General features: G+C 71.3%; 17 protein-coding genes. 3 read left to right on the plus strand and 14 right to left on the minus strand.

Annotation, left to right across the window (positions count from 1 at the left end; genetic code table 11):
• Positions 1–56 precede the first annotated feature (56 nt).
• The 12 genes from ACWGJ5_RS33400 to ACWGJ5_RS33455 all read right to left on the minus strand — a co-directional run bounded on the left by ACWGJ5_RS33400 (position 57) and on the right by ACWGJ5_RS33455 (position 12,035).
• Positions 57–1,121: a polyprenyl synthetase family protein gene (locus ACWGJ5_RS33400; protein WP_228619747.1), complete on the minus strand. Its 1,065-nt coding sequence runs from the start codon at positions 1,119–1,121 to the stop codon at positions 57–59.
• A 71-nt stretch (positions 1,122–1,192) separates the two neighbouring features.
• On the minus strand, positions 1,193–2,626 hold the full coding sequence (gene hpnE, locus ACWGJ5_RS33405; RefSeq protein WP_453313362.1) for a hydroxysqualene dehydroxylase HpnE: 1,434 nt from the start codon (positions 2,624–2,626) through the stop codon (positions 1,193–1,195).
• Positions 2,623–2,751 carry a DUF6380 family protein gene (locus ACWGJ5_RS33410; RefSeq protein ID WP_453313363.1) on the minus strand — a complete coding sequence of 43 codons (129 nt, stop codon included), beginning with the start codon at positions 2,749–2,751 and terminating at the stop codon, positions 2,623–2,625. Before ACWGJ5_RS33410 ends, hpnE begins: the two co-directional genes overlap by 4 nt.
• Positions 2,751–3,713, minus strand: a complete 963-nt coding sequence (gene hpnD / locus ACWGJ5_RS33415; protein ID WP_453313364.1) for a presqualene diphosphate synthase HpnD — start codon at positions 3,711–3,713, stop codon at positions 2,751–2,753. The genes ACWGJ5_RS33410 and hpnD overlap by 1 nt, the downstream gene beginning before the upstream one ends.
• Positions 3,710–4,606: a squalene synthase HpnC gene (hpnC, locus tag ACWGJ5_RS33420; protein ID WP_453313365.1), complete on the minus strand. Its 897-nt coding sequence runs from the start codon at positions 4,604–4,606 to the stop codon at positions 3,710–3,712. Before hpnC ends, hpnD begins: the two co-directional genes overlap by 4 nt.
• 360 nt (positions 4,607–4,966) lie before the next feature.
• Positions 4,967–5,779 (minus strand): ABC transporter ATP-binding protein, encoded by an 813-nt coding sequence (locus ACWGJ5_RS33425; RefSeq protein ID WP_228619250.1) that lies wholly within the window; start codon positions 5,777–5,779, stop codon positions 4,967–4,969.
• Positions 5,772–6,701: an ABC transporter permease gene (locus tag ACWGJ5_RS33430; RefSeq protein ID WP_453313366.1), complete on the minus strand. Its 930-nt coding sequence runs from the start codon at positions 6,699–6,701 to the stop codon at positions 5,772–5,774. Before ACWGJ5_RS33430 ends, ACWGJ5_RS33425 begins: the two co-directional genes overlap by 8 nt.
• Positions 6,702–6,793: 92 nt before the next feature.
• Complete coding sequence (locus tag ACWGJ5_RS33435) at positions 6,794–7,666, minus strand: glycosyltransferase family 2 protein (protein ID WP_453313428.1); 873 nt, start codon at positions 7,664–7,666, stop codon at positions 6,794–6,796.
• A gap of 8 nt (positions 7,667–7,674) precedes the next feature.
• The gene (locus ACWGJ5_RS33440; protein ID WP_385317483.1) at positions 7,675–8,454 is read right to left on the minus strand and encodes a CDP-alcohol phosphatidyltransferase family protein; all 780 of its coding nucleotides are present in this window, start codon (positions 8,452–8,454) and stop codon (positions 7,675–7,677) included.
• Entirely contained in the window at positions 8,432–9,493 is a 1,062-nt protein-coding gene (locus ACWGJ5_RS33445) for an iron-containing alcohol dehydrogenase family protein (protein ID WP_453313367.1), read from the minus strand. The genes ACWGJ5_RS33440 and ACWGJ5_RS33445 overlap by 23 nt, the downstream gene beginning before the upstream one ends.
• Complete coding sequence (locus ACWGJ5_RS33450; protein ID WP_453313368.1) at positions 9,481–10,233, minus strand: phosphocholine cytidylyltransferase family protein; 753 nt, start codon at positions 10,231–10,233, stop codon at positions 9,481–9,483. The genes ACWGJ5_RS33445 and ACWGJ5_RS33450 overlap by 13 nt, the downstream gene beginning before the upstream one ends.
• A complete protein-coding gene (locus tag ACWGJ5_RS33455; protein ID WP_453313369.1) occupies positions 10,230–12,035 on the minus strand; it encodes a DUF5941 domain-containing protein in 1,806 nt (601 codons plus the stop codon). The genes ACWGJ5_RS33450 and ACWGJ5_RS33455 overlap by 4 nt, the downstream gene beginning before the upstream one ends.
• A 359-nt stretch (positions 12,036–12,394) precedes the next feature.
• Between ACWGJ5_RS33455 and galE the strand changes: the two genes are divergently transcribed.
• The 3 genes from galE (at position 12,395) to idi (ending at position 15,270) form a co-directional block, all read left to right on the plus strand.
• Positions 12,395–13,366 carry a UDP-glucose 4-epimerase GalE gene (galE, locus tag ACWGJ5_RS33460; RefSeq protein WP_453313370.1) on the plus strand — a complete coding sequence of 324 codons (972 nt, stop codon included), beginning with the start codon at positions 12,395–12,397 and terminating at the stop codon, positions 13,364–13,366.
• 191 nt (positions 13,367–13,557) lie between these two features.
• A complete protein-coding gene (locus ACWGJ5_RS33465; RefSeq protein WP_453313371.1) occupies positions 13,558–14,499 on the plus strand; it encodes a cation diffusion facilitator family transporter in 942 nt (313 codons plus the stop codon).
• A 177-nt stretch (positions 14,500–14,676) separates the two neighbouring features.
• A complete protein-coding gene (idi, locus tag ACWGJ5_RS33470) occupies positions 14,677–15,270 on the plus strand; it encodes an isopentenyl-diphosphate Delta-isomerase (protein WP_453313372.1) in 594 nt (197 codons plus the stop codon).
• A 480-nt stretch (positions 15,271–15,750) separates the two neighbouring features.
• Here the strand turns inward: idi and ACWGJ5_RS33475 are convergent, their stop codons facing one another.
• Together ACWGJ5_RS33475 and ACWGJ5_RS33480 are read right to left on the minus strand one after the other, a co-directional pair.
• A complete protein-coding gene (locus tag ACWGJ5_RS33475; protein ID WP_453313429.1) occupies positions 15,751–16,245 on the minus strand; it encodes an ATP-binding protein in 495 nt (164 codons plus the stop codon).
• 174 nt (positions 16,246–16,419) lie between these two features.
• The gene (locus tag ACWGJ5_RS33480) at positions 16,420–17,019 is read right to left on the minus strand and encodes an HdeD family acid-resistance protein (protein WP_453313373.1); all 600 of its coding nucleotides are present in this window, start codon (positions 17,017–17,019) and stop codon (positions 16,420–16,422) included.
• Between the last annotated feature and the right edge of the window lie 67 nt (positions 17,020–17,086).

Below are 17,086 nucleotides of genomic sequence, written 5' to 3' on the forward strand. Positions count from 1 at the left end.
TGTCGATCCTCGGACACCGGCCGGCGACTACGCGAGGCGTGTTGGGCCGATAGTGATCATCTCTTTCGTACGACGACGAAGTCGGCGAGCGCCGTGAAGGAGTCGCGCACCCGGCCGGGCATGTCGACGGCGTCGAGGGCTTCGATGGCGATGGTGTGCTGACGGCGCGCTTCCTCCGCTGTCCAGTCACGGCCGCCGGCCCGCTCGATGAGAGCCGCGCGGGCCGCGAACTCCTCCTCGGAGAAGTTCTCGAAGTCACTGCTCTTGGCGTCCGCGGCGAGGATCTCGCCGAGCTGCTCGGAGGCGGAGCCGCCGGCCGCGAGGGCGGCGACGACCGGCAGGGACTTCTTGCGCTGGCGCAGGTCGCTCCAGGTCTGCTTGCCGGTGGCCTCCGGGTCGCCCCAGATGCCGAGCAGGTCGTCGATGGCCTGGAAGGCGAGGCCGAGGTGGTAGCCGTACCGTTCCAGCGCGTCGGCGGTGTCGTCGTCCGCCCCGCCGAGGACCGCGCCGATGGAGCTGGAGGCGGCGAGCAGCGCGCCGGTCTTGTTGCCCTCCATCTCCAGGCACTCCTCGACGCTGACCCGGTCGCGGTGCTCGTAGGAGATGTCCTGCGCCTGACCGTCGATCAGGGCGCGGGTGGCGGTGGTCAGCCGGCGGGTGGCGCGGCCGGCCTCGACGGTGCCGAGCTCCAGCAGGATCTCGTTGGCGAGGGCGAACAGGGCGTCGCCGACCAGGATGGCCTGGGCGGGGCCGTGCACCTTCCAGACGGTGTCGCGGTGCCGGCGCTGTTCGTCGCCGTCCATCAGGTCGTCGTGCAGCAGCGAGAAGTTGTGGACGAGTTCGACGGCGACGGCGCCGGGGATGCCCACCTCGGGCGCGGCGCCGGTGACCTCGGCGGAGAGCACGGCGAGCGCGGGCCGCACGGCCTTGCCGCCGTCGCCGTCCGCCGGGTTGCCGGCGGCGTCGATCCAGCCGAAGTGGTAGGCGGCGACGGTGTCCATGGGAGACGCCAGCCGGTCGACGGCCGCACGCAGGACCGGAGTGGCCAGGGTGCGGCCGCGCTCCAGCAGCGCGGTCACGTCCACCGCGGCCCGCGGGGCGGGCGTCGAGGCCGGGGGCACAGTGGGCACAGTCTCTCCTCTTGTTGCGGTACCGGGGGTGCGGGGGCCTGCCGCGCGCTCGTGATCGGGCGTCACGCCGCCTCCTCGAACTCGAAGAGGTGGCGGGGGCGGGGCCGGCCCAGGGCACTGAGGGCGGCGTCCGCCGCGCTCACTCCACTGCGGACCGCACTCTCCATGGTCGCGGGCCACCCTGTGGCGGTCCACGCTCCGGCCAGATACAGGCCGGGGGCCTTGGTGCGGGCGCCGGGCCGCAGCCGCCCGACGCCGGGGGTGGGTGCGAACGTGGCCGTGCGCTCCCGGGTTACGAAGAAGTCCCTCACCACGGCGCGCCGGGTACCCGGAATGAGCCGCTCCAGCTCCGGCAGATAGCGCTCGCGGAGTTCGGCGACCGGCAGATCGATCTCTTCATGCGCGGCCGACTGGGAAAGCGCCAGGTACTGACCCTCGGTCAGCCCGGAGGCGTCGGTGCGGTCGAAGACCCACTGCACGGGCGTGCCGAGGGCCGCGAAGAAGGGGCGCGCGAGCACCCTGCGGTCGTAGACGACATGGACGTTCAGGATCGGCGCGGTGCCGATTTCCAGCAATTTCTCGGGCGCGTCGAGGGCGCCGGGCGGCAGCAGGTCGTGGGCCTCGCGCTGGGGTACGGCGAGGACGACCGCGTCGGTTTCCAGCTTCTCGCCGGGAACCTGAACGCTCCACGTGCCGTTTTCGTTGGTAGAGACGGAGGTGACGCGTGTACGGACCTCGGTACGGACGCCCGCGGAGTCGAGCGCCTTGCGGGCCAGCCGGTCGTGCAGTTCGCCCAGCGGGACGTGGGCCCAGCCGATGTCGGCCGCGCCCGGGTCGGACAGCAGACCGGTCTTGAACACCATCGCGGCGAGCCCCAGCGAGGCGTCGCCCGCGACCGCGTTGAGGGTGGCGACCCCGACCAGGTCCCACAGGGCCTCGACGGCGCGCTCCGACTGGCCGTGCGCGGCCAGCCAGCCGCCGAAGTCCTGGGTGTCCAGGGTCGGATCGGCGAGGTCGAGCCCCTTCAGCGCGAGCGCGGCCCGCCCGACCGCGGCGCGCTCGGCGAGTGAGAGGTGCGGATAGGCGGCCAGGCTGCGCCCCAGGTGGAGGGGGACGGGCAGCGGGTCGCGCCGCAGCCGGCCGAGCCGCCTGCCCTCGGGCTTGGCGACGTCGACGACGGGCACGTCCAGGCGGTCCTGCAGCGGTGCCAGCGCCGCGCCCTCGATCCGGTCGAGGAACCAGCGGTAGGCGGTGCAGCAGCGCAGGTACACGTGCTGGCCGTTGTCGACGGTCAGGTCGCCGCGCTGGAAGGAGAAGGCGAGGCCGCCCAGCCTGGGCCTGCCTTCGAGCAGGGTGACGCGGACGCCGGCGTCGGCGAGCGCGAGCGCCGCGGTGATGCCGGCGAGCCCGCCGCCGACCACGACGGCACTACGGCCTGCCGCGCCCTCTTCTCCCGCAGTGGCGTGCCGCTGTGCGGGGCGTGAGCCGTCGCTCATCGTGCGTCCTTCCATGCGTGGCGAGCGTGCAGGTTGAACGGTGCACGGTCGGCCGTCGCAGTCAGGGACGCCACGCCGCAGCGGAGGGTTGCCTGCCGCGTGTCCCCTGGTTCGGTGAGGTCCATCAGGGGCGCCTCCTGACGGAACGCGGGGAGACATGGCGCGTCACATGCCGGGTGTCCAGACCGGACAGTCCGCGTACGGCGACATAGGCCTTCTCGCGTCCGGGCAGCGAGACCCGGCCGCGCAGCACGGCCTCCGGGTCGCGCTCGATGCGGTCCAGCAGCCGGCGGTAGATGCCGGCCATGGCGGCCACGCAGGCGCCGCTGCGCCGGTCGAGCATGGGGAGCAGCCGGTAGCCCTCGGCGAAAAGGGCGCGGGCCCGACGCACTTCGAAGTGCACGAGGCCCGCGAAGTCGGAGCCCTCCGGTGGCGTCGGCCCGTCGAACCCGGCCGAGCAGCCGAACTTGGCGAGGTCGTCGGCGGGCAGGTAGGTACGGCCGCCGGCCGCGTCCTCGCGGACGTCTCTGAGGATGTTGGTGAGCTGCAGGGCGAGGCCGAGGGTGTCCGCGTACTCGGATGCGCGCTCGGCGCCGCGCGCTCCCGGTTCGGTGCCGAACACGCCGAGCGAGAGACGGCCGATGGCACCGGCGACACACCGGCAGTAGACCTTGAGGTCGTCCCAGGTCTCGTAGGTCTCGCCGCGTACGTCCATCTGGACGCCGTCGATGAGCTCGTCGAGGCCGCCGAGCGGGATCGGGAAGGCGCGCGCGGCATGGGCGAGGGCGACGGCGACCGGATCGGTGTCGTCCTCCTCGACCTGGTCCTCCCGGACCCGGGCGAGCAGCGCCCTGGTGTCCTCGAGCCGCTTCAGCTTCACCTCGTCGGCCAGGTCGCCGTCGCCGATGTCGTCCACGCGCCGGGAGAACGCGTACAGCGCCGACATGGCGCGGCGCTTGGGCGTGGGCAGCAAGCGGATGCCGTAGGCGAAGTTGCGTGCCTGCTGCCCGGTGACGGTCTCGCAGTAGCTGTAGGCGGCGAGTACCGGTGCGGACACGTGCGACGGAGAATCCACGGTCCGGATCACCCCTCTCCTCGCAGGATCACGCCCGCCTCACGCAGCAACTGGAGCTTGCGGGGTCGGGGCGGGCCGGGAAGGACGTCGTATTCGGCGGCGGCGATCGCCCGGACCGCCGCCCTTCCCCCCGCCACGAACCCCGCGAGCAGCAGCTTCAACCTGCCGTGGACGCTACCCACCAGGGGGGCGCCTTCATTCAGCAGATCGCGGGCGCGTTGTGCCTCGTATGCAACCAGGGCGCGCACCGATGCGCTCGCGGTTTTTGCGCCAAGATCCGTTTCCTGGACGTGAAAGCGCTTCACGTCCTCGGCCGGGAGGTAGATCCGGTCGCGGCCGAGGTCCTCGGCGACATCCTGGAGGTGTTCCACGATCTGCAACGCGGTGCAGATCGCGTCGGAGAGCCGGATCCGCTCGGGGGTGGCGGTGCCGGTGACGGCGAGGACGAGGCGGCCGACGGGGTTGGCGGACAGTTCGCAGTAGGCGAGGAGGTCGTCGTAGGTCTCGTAGCGGGTGACGAGCTGGTCCTGGCGGTTGGCGGCGATCAGGCCGAGGAAGGGCTCGGGGGTGAGGGAGCGACGGCGGACGGTGTCCTGGAGGCGGCGCAGCAAGGGGTGGCGCGGGGCGCCGTCGAAGACGCGGTGCAGGTCGGCCTCGAAGGCGTCGAGAAGGAGCAGGCGGTCCTCGGCCTCGGCGGGCGACACGCCGAGCAGCCGGGCGTCGGCGCCGCCGGGGGCGAGGTCGCCGTCGCCGATGTCGTCGACGAGGCGGGCGAAGCCGTAGACGGCCATGAGATCGGCGCGCCAGGCCCTGGGCAGGAAGAAGGGGGCCACGGGGAAGTTCTCGCTCGTGGCCTTGTCGAGGGTGGCGCGCTCCGGGTCTTGCGCCGTCTCGGTGGCCGTCATCGGGCGCTGCCCGGCGCGGGGACGGCACATGCTGCGTTGAGCTGGGGAGTTTCCGTAGCCATTGCCGTCACATCTCCCGTTCTACACTGCCGATCCAACACACACTATTTCGGACACGCCGCCCGGCAATTCGGGGGGTCGCCCTGGCGCGGGGTGTCGCGCATTATCACCCCACTTGCCGCTTTCCGGCACCGGTACAGCTTACGTTGTACAACGCAGCAAGGTCCGTCCGGGTGTCCTGCACATCACAACAACACACCGATTGGCGCCAAAATTCCTCACGCCGAACGGAGTTGACGGTTCCTTTGTAGACGCGGGGCCCGGCCGGACGGCTTCCGGCGGGGCCCTGGCCGAAACGGGCTACTTGCCCGTGAACTTCTCGTACTCCTTCAGGACCTCGTCGGTCGGTCCGTCCATGCGCAGTTCCCCCCGCTCCAGCCACAGGACGCGGTTGCAGGTGTCGCGGATGGACTTGTTGTTGTGACTGACGAGAAACACCGTGCCGGCCTCCTTGCGCAGTTCCCGGATGCGTTCCTCGGAGCGCATCTGGAATTTGCGGTCACCGGTCGCCAGCGCTTCGTCGATCATCAGGACGTCGTGGTCCTTGGCGGCCGCGATGGAGAACCGCAGCCGGGCGGCCATGCCCGAGGAGTACGTGCGCATCGGCAGGGTGATGAAGTCGCCCTTCTCGTTGATCCCCGAGAAGTCGACGATCTCCTGGTAGCGCTCCTTGATCTGCTCCCGGGACATCCCCATGGCGAGGCCGCCCAGGATGACGTTCCGCTCGCCGGTCAGGTCGTTCATCAGCGCCGCGTTGACGCCGAGCAGCGAGGGCTGGCCGTCGGTGTAGACCTTGCCCTTCTCGGCGGGCAGCAGGCCGGCGATGGCCCGCAGCAGCGTGGACTTGCCGGAGCCGTTGGAGCCGATCAGGCCGATGGCCTCGCCGCGATAGGCCACGAAGGACACGCCGCGCACGGCGTGCACCTTGCGCACCCCACGTGCCGCGTCGTCGGAGCCCCGCTTCAGGATGCGGCTCAGAGCGGCCGTCGCGCTGCCCTTGCCGCCCCCGGCGCCGTTGACGCGGTAGACGATGTGCAGGTCGTCCGCGATGACCGTGGGACGGCGGTCCCCGGTGTGCTGCTCGGCGACCTGCTCGGCGTTCTGCTCAGCCACGGCCGTACCTCTCCTCCGCCTTCCAGAAGTACACGAAGCCGCCGGCGAAGACGACCACGGCCCAGAACAGCGCGATGGCCCACACGTGCGGCGGCAGGTTCGAGGCGCCGTAGCCGTCGATCAGCGCGTAGCGCATCAGGTCCATGTAGATCGCGGCCGGGTTGACCTGGAGCAGCCGGACCGCGATCTCGGAGCGGCCCTCCATGATCTTGTTGATGGAGAACATCACGCCGGAGGTGTACATCCAGGTACGCAGGATGAACGGCATCAGCTGGGCGAGATCCGGCGTCTTGGCGCCCATGCGCGCCACGATCAGCGCGAGCCCGGTGTTGAACAGGAACTGCAGCACCAGCACCGGCACGATCAGCAGCCAGGCGAGACTCGGGTAGCTGCCGAAGCCGATCGCCACGACGAACATCACGATCATCGAGAACAGCAGCTGCTGGAGCTGCTGCAGCGAGAAGGAGATGGGCAGCGAAGCGCGCGGGAAGTGCAGGGCGCGCACCAGGCCCAGGTTGCCGGAGATCGCACGGACGCCCGACATCACCGAACTCTGCGTGAAGGTGAACACGAACACACCCGTGACCAGGAACGGGATGTACACGTCCTGGGACAGACCGCGGCTCGCGTGCAGGATCACGCCGAAGATGAAGTAGTACACGCCCGCGTTCAGCAGCGGCGTCGCCACCTGCCACAGCTGGCCGAGCTTGGCCTGACTGTACTGCGCCGTCAGCTTCGCCTGGGAGAAGGCGAGGACGAAGTGGCGCCGCCCCCACAACTGGCGGACGTACTCGGACAGCGAGGGACGGGCGCCGCTCACGGCGAGCCCGTACTTGGCGGCGAGCTCCGCCGCCGGCAGCCCCTCGTCGGGCGACGGTATCGCGCTCACCGCGACACCGCCGTCATGGGTTGTGTGACTCACGAGTGGAAATCCGGACTCTCTTGGTAAGAAGCTTGCTCTCTTCGGGTAAGAGAAGCTTCTCAGATCACCCGGAGACGGCCCAGCCGGGTCGGTCAGATCACCGGAGGCCGGCCCAGCCGGGTCAGCCGCCACACCGTGCGCCAGCGCATCGGGCGGCGCGGACCGCACGGAGCGGTCCAGCCCTCCTTGAACCCGCCGAACCACGCCCTCAGGGCGGGTCCGGAGGGGCGGCGCAGCAGGGTGAGCAGCAGCCAGACCCCGAGGTAGACGGGGACCAGCAGGGCGGGGAGGTTGCGGCGGGCCAGCCAGACGCGGTTGCGGGCGACCATGCGGTGGTAGACCGCGTGCCGCGAGGGCGCGGTCGTCGGGTGGTACAGCACCATGTCCGACCGGTAGTCGATCATCCAGCCGGCGTCGAGGGCCCGCCAGGCCAGGTCGGTCTCCTCATGGGCGTAGAAGAACTCGTCCGGCAGGCCGCCGACCTCGGCGAACACCCGGGTGCGGACGGCGTTGGCGCCGCCGAGGAAGGTGGTGACCCGGGAGGAGCGCATCGGGTCGGAGGCACGCAGCCGGGGCACGTGGCGGCGCTGGGTCTCGCCGGTCTCCGGGTCGGCGATGCGGAAGCTGACGATGCCGAGCTCCGGATCGGCCTCGAAGGCCTCACGGCACAGCTGGGCGGTGTCGTGGCGGGCGAGGAGCCCGTCGTCGTCGAGGAAGAGCAATATGTCGACATCCCGGCCGCTGGGCCCGAAGGCCTCTATGCCGACGTTGCGGCCGCCGGGGATGCCGAGGTTCTCCGGCAGCTCGACCGTCCGCACGCCCTCGGGCACGTCCGGGACCGGCGAGCCGTTGCCGACGACGACCACCTCGACGGGGTCGCCGTCCTGCTTGGCGACCGAGTCGAGCAGGGCCCGCAGTTCCTCGGGCCGGTTGCCCATGGTGATGACGACGGCGCCGACCCGCATGGCCGTGCTCACTTCAGCCTGCTGGAGGCGAGGATGGACACCAGGTGCAGCAGGGTCTGCAGCAGCGCGATGCCGGCCAGCACCGCGACACCCAGCCGGGAGAAGAACAGGTCGCCGCGCACCTGGTCGACGATCGCCAGGACCAGGATCAGCAGGGACGCCTCGATGCCGAGGATCAGCCGGTGGAACTTCAGGGCGGCGGCGGCCCGGCGTGCCAGCGCCATGCCGGAGGAGCGCATCTCGGCGGCGGCCTCCTTGACCGGCGGCTTGCCGGCCTGGTGGCGGGCCACGCCGACCAGGTCGGTCTCGGCCTTGATGAGAATCGCGCCGAGCGCGGCCAGGGTGCCGAGGAAGGCCCACAGCCAGTCGATCCGGCCGCCGCCCCACAGGTCGGCGGCGCGCAGGCCGAACCCGACGAGCACGGCGGCGTCGGTCAGGTAGGCGCCGACCCGGTCCAGGTAGACGCCGTTCAGCGAGTACTGCTTCTTCCAGCGCGCGATCTCGCCGTCGACGCAGTCCAGCAGGAGATACATCTGGACGCACACCACGCCGAGCACGGCGCCCCAGATCCCCGGCACCAGGAGCGCAGGGGCCGCGAGCACGCCGAAGACGGTCATCAGGTACGTGAGCTGGTTGGGCGTGACCCTGGTGTTGACCAGGTAGCGGTCGACCCGCAGGGACACCTCACGCATGTAGAGGCGTCCCATCCAGTGCTCACCGCTGCGCCGGTCCTTCACCCCCGCGGGGTGGACGACCGGACGGAGTTCAGCTACCGATGGCCTTGACATAGTCGGCGTAGACGTCCTTGATCTGGTTCGGCTTGAGGTCGAGGTGTTCGAGGATCGTGTAGCGGCCGGGACGGGTCTCGGGGGCGAACTCCACCACGCGCACGAACTCGTCCACGGTGAAGCCGATCTCCTCCGGCAGCACGGGCAGCCCGTGCCGGCGCAGCACCTCGGCCGTGTGGACCGCCTCCTCGTGGGCCCCGCGCAGGTACGTCGCGAAGGCCGCGCCCAAGCCGCACTGCTCGCCGTGGGCGGCCGCCCGCTTGGGGAACAGCAGGTCGAAGGCGTGGTTGATCTCGTGGCAGGAGCCGGAGGACGGCCGGGAGTCGCCGGAGATCGACATCGAGATACCGCTGAGGACCAGCGCCTCGGCGAGCACCTGGAGGAAGTCGTTCTCGCCGATGCCACCGGGGTGCCGCAGGACCGCCTCGCCCGCCTGGCGGGCCATGGCCGCGGCGAGACCGTCGATCTTCTCGCCGTTGACCCGGTTCGACAGCTCCCAGTCCGCGACCGCGTTGATGTTGGAGATCGCGTCGCCGATGCCGGCCCGGACGAAGCGGGCCGGGGCCTCGCGGATCACGTCCAGGTCGATGACGACCGCGATCGGGTTCGGCACACCGTAGGAACCGCGCCCGGCGTCGTTGTCGAGCGTCGCGACCGGCGAGCACAGGCCGTCGTGCGCGAGGTTCGTCGGCACGGCGACCAGGGGCAGGCCGACCCGGGCCGAGGCGAATTTCGCGCAGTCGATGATCTTGCCGCCGCCGAGCCCGACCACCGCGTCGTAGTGGCCGGACTTCATCTCGCCGGCCAGCCGGATCGCGTCGTCGAGGGTGCCGCCGCCGACTTCGTACCAGGAGGCACCCGGCAGCGAGGGGGCGATGCGCTCGCGCAGCTTGGCGCCGGAGCCGCCGCTGACGGCGATGGCGAGCCGGCCGGACTGCGCGATGCGCTCGTCGGCGAGGACGCCGGCCAGGTCGTCCAGGGCACCCGGGCGGATGTCCACGACGACCGGCGAGGGAATCAGCCGGGTCAGTAGCGGCACGAGATCTCCCGTCCCTTGGCGAGGTCGTCGTGGTTGTCGATCTCGACCCACTGGACGTCGCCGATCGGCGCCACGTCGATCTGGAAGCCGCGGTTGACCAGCTCCTGGTAGCCGTGCTCGTAGAACTGCTGCGGGTCGGTCTCCCAGACCGTCTTCAGCGCGTCGGCCAGCTCGAGGGCGGCGTCGCCCTCGATGAGCGTGACGCCGATGTACTCGCCGGTGGCCTCGGCGGGGTCCATCAGCTTGGTGATCTTCGTCATGCCCTTCTCGGGGTCGACGACGACCTTCATCTCCTCGTCGGCGAGGGACTTCACGGTGTCCAGCGCGAGGATGATCTTCTTGCCGTCACCACGGGCGGCGAGCAGGGTCTTCTCGACGGAGACCGGGTGCACGGTGTCGCCGTTGGCGAGGATCACGCCGTCCTTGAGGGCGTCCCGGCCGCACCACAGGGAGTAGGCGTTGTTCCACTCCTCGGCCTTGTCGTTGTCGATGAGGGTGAGCTTCAGGCCGTACTTCTGCTCCAGGGCCGCCTTGCGCTCGTACACGGCCTCCTTGCGGTAGCCGACGATGATCGCGACCTCGGTCAGGCCGACCTCGGCGAAGTTGGCGAGGGTGAGGTCCAGCACGGTCGGCTCGCCCTCCACGCCCGCGGGCCCCACCGGCACCAACGCCTTGGGCAGGGTGTCGGTGTAGGGGCGCAGACGGCGTCCGGCGCCGGCTGCCAGCACGAGGCCGATCATGCGGGTTCTCCTTCATCGTGTACGGCTGGGGCCCCTGCGGAGACCCAGAAACGGATGCTCTCGACGAGCACCACGAGGGCGACGGCCACGGCGAGGACCGTGAGCGCGACCGTGAACTGCGAAGCGGTGAGCAGTGCGGCCAGGACGGTGACGAGCAGCGTCCGCCCTTCGTGCCCCCCGATGGAGCGCACCAGCCAGGCCGGGGGCGCTCCGGCGTTGCCGCGGATGCGGTACACCGTGTCGTAGTGATGGTAGGCGACTGCGGCCACCAGGCCGAAAGCAGCAGGAAGGGCGCCGTTCACCGCTGCTTTACCGGCCAGGGCGAGCACGGTGCCGTACTCGGCGGCCCGGAAGAAGGGCGGGACCAGCCAGTCCAGGGCGCCCTTGAGCGGGCGGGCGACGGCGAGGGCCGAGGTGAGGACGTAGACCAGGGCGCCGACCACCGGCAGGAGCGAGCCGTAGCCGGTGAGGGCGGAGCAGGCGACGACCGCGGCGCCGCCGAGGAACGCGACGGCGGGCACGGCGAGACCGGGCAGCCCCCGCTTGACCACGCGCCGCACGGCATCGCTGAGCGGACCGGGGTCGGCGAGGTCCGCCAGCGCCCGGGCGGCCCGGTCGGTGCGCCGGGCCTTGCGGGTCAGGGAGCGCAGCACACGTCCGGCCGTGGTGTACGTCGCCGCGAAGGCGCAGCCGATGAGCAGCGCGTAGAAGGTGATGCGCGGGGTGGTGGCCGCGGTGAGGACCGCGATCATCGCCCAGCGTTCGCCGATGGGCAGCACGATCATCCGCCGCACCCACACCGTCCAGCCGACGCTGTCGAGCTTGTCGGAGAAGGCGGCGGTGGGGCTGGTGTTGGCGGAGGCGTCGTGGTTGGCCTCGTTGAAGGAGAAGTCGACCACGTGCCGACAGGTCTGCAGGACCATCGCGCCGAGGGCGAGGGCCCATACGTCGTCATGGCCGCCGCCCCGGGCCGCTCCCAGCGCGAGGCCGGCGTAGTAGGCGTACTCCTTGGCCCGGTCGAAGGTGGCGTCGAGCCAGGCACCGAGCGTGGAGTACTTCAGGGCGTAGCGGGCGAGCTGGCCGTCGGTGCAGTCCAGCACGAAGGAGGCGATCAGCAGCACACCGGCCGCGACGAAGCCCGCGCGGGAGCCGGTGGCCGCGCAGCCCGCGGCTATCAGAGCGGTGAGCAGGGAGGCCGTGGTGACCTGGTTCGGGGTCAGGCCGCGGCGGGCGCACCAGCGGGCGAGGTAGCGCGAGTAGGGGCTGATGAAGAACGTGGTGAAGAAGCCGTCGCGGGACTTCACCGCCGACTTCAGGCGCACGGCCTCCTCGTCGACGGCGGCGACGGCCTGCCGCGCCTCGTTGCGCGCCTGGGGGTCGGCGGGGACCGCGGCGACCAGGCTGCCCAGCTCCGGCTTGTGCACCTCGCAGCCGTCGGCGTCGAGGGCGGTGACGACGCGCTCGGCGAGGCTGTCCACCGCGAGCGCGGTCCCGCCGCCGGTGGAGTTCTCGCGGACCACGGCCCGGGTCAGCGCCTGCCGGGCTTCCGGCTGTGCGGTGACGGCACCGGGCACCGCGGAGAGCGGGAAGCGCGGGTCGGTCAGGCCGAGACGCAGGGCGTGCTGGTGGCCGACGAAACGGGCATCGACCAGGGCCACGCGGTCGTCGGCGGACGCGGCGGCGAGCAGGGTCTCGGCCTCGGCTGCGTCCGCTGCCGACCGGACGTCGAAACCGAGCGACCGCAGATCGTTCTCGAGCGACGATCCGGGGACCGGCTGACCGGTGACGATGGCGGTCGACAACCGAACTCACTCCCTGGGTTCCGGCGCGGTGGCGCCGGTCTCGTGCGTGGTGGGGCGCGCCCTGCCGGCGGCACCCGGGCGGCATGTCGGCAGAGGCTATCCGATGGGCGCGAGCCCTTGTTCACCGGCCGTTCACGGCCCGGCCCACGGGGGCTGCCTCGGCCTTTGCCGCGATCATCATCGGTGATCCGGGGCCCGGCCACAAACCCGGCGGCCCAGAACCGGGCGAAGCGCCCCGAAGGGGCGCGGGTCTGAAACGATGTGCGGCTACCGGCGCGTGGGCACGGCCGGCCACACACGCCCCGCACCCGGCACACGACATCGCCTGCCGAGCTCCGCCCCGCATAGGGTGAACAACCATGACGTGGCTGATCACCGGCGGAGCCGGATACATCGGGGCGCATGTGGCACGGGCCATGACCGGCGCCGGAGAGAAGGTCGTGGCGCTGGACGACCTGTCGGCGGCGGTGCCCGCGCGACTGCCTTCGGACGTCCGGCTGGTCGAGGGGTCGACGCTGGACGGGGACCGGCTGCAGCGGGTCTTCCAGGTGTACGGCGTGACCGGCGTCGTCCACCTCGCGGCGCGCAAGCAGGTCGCCGAGTCGGTGGCGCAGCCCACCCGCTACTACCGGGAGAACGTCGGCGGTCTGGCCACGCTCCTGGACGCCATTGCCGGGGCGGGCATCCGTCGGCTGGTTTTCTCCTCGTCGGCGGCGGTGTACGGCAACCCGGACGTGGACCTGATCACCGAGGACACCCCGTGCGCGCCGGTGAACCCCTACGGCGAGACCAAGCTGGCCGGTGAGTGGCTGGTACGGGCGGCCGGAAAGGCGCACGGAATCTCCACCGTGTGCCTGCGCTATTTCAACGTGGCGGGCGCGGCGGCGCCGGAACTCGCGGACACCGGTGTGTTCAACATCGTGCCGATGGTCTTCGACCGGCTCACCCGCGACGAGGCCCCGCGGATCTTCGGTGACGACTATCCGACGCCGGACGGGACCTGCATCCGGGACTACATCCATGTGTCCGACCTCGCCGAGGCCCACCTCGCCGCGGCGCGCCGGCTCGCCGACGGTTCCCTGTCCGGCGATCTGACGCTGAACATCGGGCGGGGCGAGGGCGTCTCGGTGCGCGAGCTGGTCACGGTCATCGGGGAGGTCACCGGCGACCGCCGGGAGCCGCTGGTGGAGGTGCGCCGGCCGGGGGACGCGCCACGCGCGGTCGCCTCGGCCGAGCGGGCCGCCGAGCAACTGGGCTGGCGGGCCGGGCGCGGGGTGCGCGAGATGGTGGAGTCGGCCTGGCGGGGCTGGCAGCTGCACCACGGGCGCTGAGCCGCCGGGCCGAGCCGGGGGCCGAGCGGGGCCCAGCCGGGGGCCGAGCCGGGGTTGCGCGCACCCACCCTGACCTGCGTAACGTTTCCGCAGGTCAGGGCACATGACAACGGTGTTCAATGCCGCGTTGCCCCATACCCCCCACCCGTAGTTCACTGGCCCTGCCGGACGGATACGGAAGGGCGGATGTCATGGGGGCAGGGCACGACCACGGGCACGCACACAGCCATGCGCCGCCCACGGGCACGGCCGCGGCGGCGTACCGGGGCCGGCTGCGGATCGCGCTGGGCATCACGCTCACGATCATGGTCGTGGAGATCGTCGGCGGCCTGGCCGCGGACTCTCTGGCGCTGATCGCGGACGCGGCGCACATGGCGACCGACGCGGTGGGACTCGTCATGGCCCTGCTCGCGATCCACTTCGCCAACCGCCCGCCGAGCACCAACCGCACCTTCGGTTACGCCCGCGCCGAGATCCTCGCCGCCCTGGCCAACTGTGTGCTGCTGCTCGGGGTCGGCGGCTATGTCCTGTACGAGGCGATCGAGCGGTTCGTGACGCCCGCGGAGACCCGGGGCGGCCTGATGGTCGTGTTCGGTCTGATCGGCCTGGTGGCGAACTCGATCTCGCTGACCCTGCTGATGCGCGGGCAGAAGGAGAGCCTGAACGTGCGCGGCGCCTTCCTGGAGGTCGCCGCCGACGCGCTGGGCTCGTTCGCGGTGCTGGTCTCGGCGGCGGTGATCCTGACCACAGGGTGGCAGGGCGCCGACCCGGTCGCCTCGCTGGTCATCGGCGTGATGATCGTGCCGAGGACGCTGAAGCTGCTGCGCGAGACACTGGACGTGCTGCTGGAGGCGGCCCCGAAGAACGTCGACATGGCCGAGGTGCGGGCGCACATCCTGGCACTGGACGGCGTGGAGGACGTACACGACCTGCACGCGTGGACGATCACCTCCGGAATGCCGGTCCTGTCGGCCCATGTGGTGGTCAGCTCGGACGTGCTCAGCGCCATCGGCCACGAGAAGCTGCTGCACGAGCTGCAGGGCTGCCTCGGCGACCACTTCGACGTGGCGCACTGCACCTTCCAGCTGGAGCCGAGCGGGCACGCGGAGCACGAGGCGCGGCTGTGCCACTGACGGAGCCGGACACGCGTTCGGCACCCGACCCGGACGGTTCCGTGATCTCCTGACCGGGCACGATGATCTACCGGGTCCGCCTTCCGGGCGCGCCGCGCGCGGACGTGTGGGGAAGTGCCGGGAGTGCCGGATTCGTACGGCAGACTTGGGGTGCGAAGACCGAGGCGAAGGATGGGTATGCCGATCACACCTGCCACCGCGACGCACAGCTCGTCGAATGGCACCACAGAGGCGATTTTGCTGGAACTGGTCGACGAGAAGGGTGTGACGATCGGCACGGCGGAGAAGCTCGCCGCCCACCAGCCGCCGGGACAGCTGCACCGCGCGTTCTCGGTGTTCCTCTTCGACGAGCAGGGCCGGCTGCTGCTCCAGCAGCGGGCGCTCGGCAAGTACCACTCCCCCGGTGTGTGGTCCAACACCTGCTGCGGCCACCCGTACCCGAGCGAGGCTCCGTTCTCCGCCGCGGCCCGGCGCACGTTCGAGGAGCTCGGCGTGTCCCCGTCACTGCTGGCGGAGGCGGGTACGGTCCGCTACAACCACCCGGACCCGGCCTCGGGCCTGGTCGAGCAGGAGTACAACCACCTGTTCGTCGGCCTGGTGCAGGCGCCGCTCGCGCCGGACCCGGAAGAGGTCGCCCAGACCGCTTTCGTCACGGCCGCCGAACTGGCCGACCGGCACGCCCGCGACCTTTTCTCGGCCTGGTTCATGACCGTCCTCGACGCGGCCCGCCCGGCGATCAGGGAACTGACGGGCCAGTCCACGGGCTGGTGACCCCGCCTGCGGCGCCACGCCGGCGTAGGCGGGTATGCGGCACTACGACGGCGTCGACGGGTGTTCCACACTAGGACGGCGCCGGCGGGCCTGGAGTTCAGCAGTCCCCCGCCGACCGGCGGGCGCCACGGCAGTCTCGCGGGCCCGCAGCGCCAAGTCGGCGACGACGGGCCTGGAGCGCCACGACGGCGCAGGCGGACCTGCCGGTTCAGCAGTCTCGCCGAACAGCGCGGGCCATGACGGTCTCGCGGACCTGGAGTGCGGCGGCAGTCTCCGGGCCTCCAGGACTCCGACAGTCTCGCCGACCGGCGCGGACCGCGGCAGCCTCGCGGACCTGGAGTGCGGCGGCAGTCTCCGGGCCTGCAGCGCCAGGAAAGTCTCGTCGGGCTCGGGGCCACGCACTCTCGCGGGGCTCCCGTTCGGCAGCCCCGTCGGCCTCGGGGTCACGGCGTCTCGCGGGCCTGTGCCGTCGAGGCTGTTCTACGGCAGCGCCGTGGGCTTGAGTGGGAGGGCGGCCCAGATGACCTTGCCGCCGCTCGCGGTGTGCTCCACGTCGACCGTCCCGCCGGCCTCCCGCGCCACCTCGCGGACCAGCAGCAGGCCCCGGCCACCGGTCTGGCCGTGGTCGGCCTCCAGGGCGGTCGGGCGGTAGGGGTGGTTGTCCTCCACGGACACCCGCACCCACTCGGCCCCGACGGCGACCTCCACGGCCAGCATCGGCGACAGCAGCGCCGCGTGCCGTACCGCGTTGGTGACCAGCTCGGAGACGATCAGCAGCAGGCCGTACACCAGCTCGTCGGAGACCGGCACGCCCTGGCGCAGCAGCAGGTCCCGTACGGCGTGCCGGGCCTGCGGGACCGAGGCGTCCACCGCGGCGGCGGTGAACCGCCAGACGCCTTCGTACGGCAGTGGATCGGGCGGCCGCTCGGCGCCCCACGCTGGGCGCGGCCCGTCCCCGCGCCCGTGGTTGTCCATCGTCCGGTCGCCACCCTCGCGCTCGATTGTCACCACACGTCGAGTGTTGGTAACGATCCGCTGCGGTCCGCAGGACTGAACACAAGTCAGCGGGTATCGAACGGTTTTTGACCGAGTGCGTATGACACGGTCACGTGTGGGACTGTTCCTGTCGCCCGGACGCCGGTTCGCGAACTAGTCGGGTCGTAGGGGTTTGGCCTGCCCCTGTTCCGAGACGAGACCGACGATACGGCGCCCACCGTACCCGGTGGCCACGAGGCCGAGGCCGTCGAAGAGCAGGGCGAGCGAGAAGAAGGCGCCGATGACGTACTGGCTGCTGCTCGGCCAGGAACCGAGGACCAGGATCCCGAGCAACAGGTCGAAAGCGCCGAGCAGGAGCGTCCAGCCCAGCTGCGGTCCGCGCACGACCAGGCCGCCGACCAGCCGGAAGAAGCCCGCGGAGAGAAACAGCAGCGCGGCGAACATGGTGAGCGCGGCGGCCGTGGCGTGCGGCAGGCGGATGACGACGATGCCGGCCGCGATGTTCAGGGCCGCGACGACGACACCGAGCCAGAAGAAGCTGGTGCCGCGGGCCTGGATCGCGTGCAGCAGGCCGACGATCCCGCCGATCAGCAGCAGCCAGCCGAACAGCAGCATCGAGGTGAGCGTGGCGGCCGCGGTGTAGATGAGCCCGACGATACCGGCGAGCACGAGGAGCACGCCGAGTGCGGTGAGCCAGCTGAAGCCGCGGTGGAGTTTCGTCGCGCTGTCTCTGCGTGTGCCGGCCCTGGCCATCGCCGCCTCCTCGGTCCACGCCGTACACCACCCCCTCCCTCTTTGTCCCCATTGGGCGGGTTTAGTA

The sequence above is a fragment of the Streptomyces sp. NPDC054783 genome (assembly GCF_053611725.1).

Bases quoted from the DNA above. Each gene is read 5' to 3' on its own strand.
- hpnE (WP_453313362.1), bottom strand. From the start codon at position 2,626: ATGAGCGACGGCTCACGCCCCGCACAGCGGCACGCCACTGCGGGAGAA.
- ACWGJ5_RS33410 (WP_453313363.1), bottom strand. From the start codon at position 2,751: ATGGACCTCACCGAACCAGGGGACACGCGGCAGGCAACCCTCCGCTGC.
- hpnC (WP_453313365.1), bottom strand. From the start codon at position 4,606: ATGACGGCCACCGAGACGGCGCAAGACCCGGAGCGCGCCACCCTCGAC.
- ACWGJ5_RS33435 (WP_453313428.1), bottom strand. From the start codon at position 7,666: ATGCGGGTCGGCGCCGTCGTCATCACCATGGGCAACCGGCCCGAGGAA.
- ACWGJ5_RS33440 (WP_385317483.1), bottom strand. From the start codon at position 8,454: ATGTCAAGGCCATCGGTAGCTGAACTCCGTCCGGTCGTCCACCCCGCG.
- ACWGJ5_RS33450 (WP_453313368.1), bottom strand. From the start codon at position 10,233: ATGATCGGCCTCGTGCTGGCAGCCGGCGCCGGACGCCGTCTGCGCCCC.
- galE (WP_453313370.1), top strand. From the start codon at position 12,395: ATGACGTGGCTGATCACCGGCGGAGCCGGATACATCGGGGCGCATGTG.
- ACWGJ5_RS33465 (WP_453313371.1), top strand. From the start codon at position 13,558: ATGGGGGCAGGGCACGACCACGGGCACGCACACAGCCATGCGCCGCCC.
- idi (WP_453313372.1), top strand. From the start codon at position 14,677: ATGCCGATCACACCTGCCACCGCGACGCACAGCTCGTCGAATGGCACC.
- ACWGJ5_RS33475 (WP_453313429.1), bottom strand. From the start codon at position 16,245: ATGGACAACCACGGGCGCGGGGACGGGCCGCGCCCAGCGTGGGGCGCC.
- ACWGJ5_RS33480 (WP_453313373.1), bottom strand. From the start codon at position 17,019: ATGGCCAGGGCCGGCACACGCAGAGACAGCGCGACGAAACTCCACCGC.